The following is a 2,110-nucleotide window of genomic DNA, read 5'->3' as shown; positions in this document are numbered from 1 at the left end:
GCCCGCCGCCCTCGCGCAGCGCCTGCGGGCGGCACTGGCGCTGGTGGGCACCCGGTTCCGCCGCCGCATCGGCCGCATGGCCCTGTTCACCGCGCCCACCTATCTTGCCATGTACGCCCTGCATCAGGTCGGAGTGTTCGACACCCTGCGCGATCTTGCGGCAGGCGGTGCCGCCGGGGGACTCGGCATGGGCATCCTGCCGGTGCAGGCCGCCGGGGTGGTGATATTTTCCGCAGCCGCCGAATTCTCGTCCGGGGTGGCCGCTGCCGCCGCCCTGCTGGACGCCGGTTCGCTGGACACGGCCCAGACCGCGCTGGCGCTGGTGCTGGGCACCATCGTGGCCACTCCCATCCGGGCGCTGCGCCACCAGTTGCCCTCGCACACCGGCATCTTCACACCCCGCCTGGGGCTGGTGCTGCTGGTGCAAAGCCAACTGTTCCGCGTGGCCAGCCTGGCCGCCGTTACCGTCGCATGGTGGCTGGCCGCGCACTGACGCCACGCCCGATCAGCGCCGGAACACGCGGACGGGGCGGGCACGGTTGTTTCCATGCCCGCCCCGTCCGCATTCACCTGCCTGGAATCCCTTGACCAGAATCGCCTGGCCAGAGCCGCCCAGCTTTCGACCGGGAAATTCCGGCTACTTCGTGTTGTCCCTGGTGACCTCGTCGGGTTCGTTCATGGCCCCGCGCAGCTCGCGCACGGCCTTTCCCAGTGTTCTCCCCAGCAGGGGAAGCCTGTCCGGACCAAAAACGAACAGGGCCACAATTCCCACCACCAGAAGATGCATCGGCTGAAACAATTCTCCGATCATGATTCCATCCCGTGAAGACGCATGATGCGCGCAAAAATACTGACCATCGCGCACGGTGCATGCCGGAAAACCTTTCCGACACCGCACGCTCCTGTCATTTCCTACGCCCAATCGTTGCAATGCGCCAACATGTGCAAGCACACCCTGCACTGTGCGTGCAACCTGCACAAAACAACCGCGGCCCGAAGCATGGTCCGGGCCGTAAAACCACACGCGCAACACACTGGAAAAACGCTCCGGACAACAACGTCGGCAGGTTGCCCCAACAGATGTTTCCGGCCACGCCCCGGAAGCAGCCCCTAATCGTCCACCGCCTGCCTGGCCGGCAACCGCACGGTGAACCGGGTACCCTCGCCGGGCACGCCGTCGCAGGCAATGCTGCCGCCGTGGGTGCGCGTCACGATGAAGTAGCTGACCGCAAGCCCCAGTCCGGTGCCCACGCCCGGCGGCTTGGTGGTGAAGAACGGCTCGAATACCCGCCGCCGCACTTCCGGCTCCATGCCCGGCCCGTTGTCCTCGACCACGATGACCACCTCGTCTCCCTCGCGGCGGGTGCTCACATGCAGGGCGGGGGCCTGTCCGGCAGGATACTTCTTTTCCGTCATGGCGTGGGCCGCGTTCTTGAACAGATTCAGCAGCACCTGTTCGATCTCGGTGGGCACGCAGGTCAGGGTGTCGTCATTCTCGGCATAGTCGCGCACCACGTGCAACTTGCGAAAGTCGTACTTACGGCGCAGGTCGTAGTCGCTGCCCGCCAGCGTCAGCGCCCGCTCGGCCAGCGCATGCGCCCGCACCGTGGTGCGCCGCCCCTGTCCGGGCCTCGTGAATTCCAGCATGGTGGCGATGATGTCCGCCGCGCGGGTGCCCGCATCGCGGATGCCTTTCAGCATTTCGGAAATGTGCCGGGCCTTCATGTAGGCGCGCATGGCCGCAAGGGATACCCCCGTGTCGCGCGCGGCCTGGGCGTTGGCGGCCAGATCCGGGTCCAGCCTGCGCATGATGTTCTGCACGCCCTGCAACACCGCCCCCAGCGGGTTGTTCAGTTCGTGGGCCATGCCACCCGCAAGGCCGCCCACGGACAGCATCTTTTCGGTCTGCACCAGCATGTCGGCCAGGCGGGTGCGCTCGGTGACGTCGTCCACCCGCACGATGACGGCCCCCGGCACGCCGGGCGCGGCACCCTGCCCCGAAAGGGGGAACAGCATCACGTCCAGGTGGCGCACCCGCCCACCAGCCACGCGGGGCAGCCCTTCGAACCGGGCGGCCTGACGCCGGGCCACGGCCTCGTGCACATGCGGG

The 2,110-nt window shown here is 67.4% G+C and carries 2 protein-coding genes and 1 pseudogene; 1 reads left to right on the top strand and 2 read right to left on the bottom strand.

From position 1 onward, the window contains the following. Positions 1 to 493, top strand: a pseudogene (locus FVW20_RS13335) (nucleoside recognition domain-containing protein); the annotation flags it as partial. A gap of 144 nt (positions 494 to 637) precedes the next feature. Here FVW20_RS13335 and FVW20_RS13330 read toward each other — a convergent pair. Further along, positions 638 to 811, bottom strand: coding sequence for a twin-arginine translocase TatA/TatE family subunit (locus FVW20_RS13330; protein WP_196609994.1), 174 nt, complete (start codon positions 809 to 811; stop codon positions 638 to 640). A gap of 299 nt (positions 812 to 1,110) precedes the next feature. Next, positions 1,111 to 2,110 (bottom strand): sensor histidine kinase (locus tag FVW20_RS13325; RefSeq protein ID WP_231039101.1); only part of this gene is annotated, 1,000 nt, incomplete at its 5' end.

The sequence above is a fragment of the Nitratidesulfovibrio oxamicus genome (genome assembly GCF_015731765.1).
Lineage (GTDB): Bacteria > Desulfobacterota > Desulfovibrionia > Desulfovibrionales > Desulfovibrionaceae > Cupidesulfovibrio > Cupidesulfovibrio oxamicus.
The sequence above is the reverse complement of the archived record's forward strand: the minus strand, read 5'-3'. Positions and strand labels throughout refer to the sequence as shown.

What these genes read in the sequence shown, in the direction of transcription:
- FVW20_RS13330 (WP_196609994.1), bottom strand. Translation starts at nt 811, where the DNA reads ATGATCGGAGAATTGTTTCAGCCGATGCATCTTCTGGTGGTGGGAATT.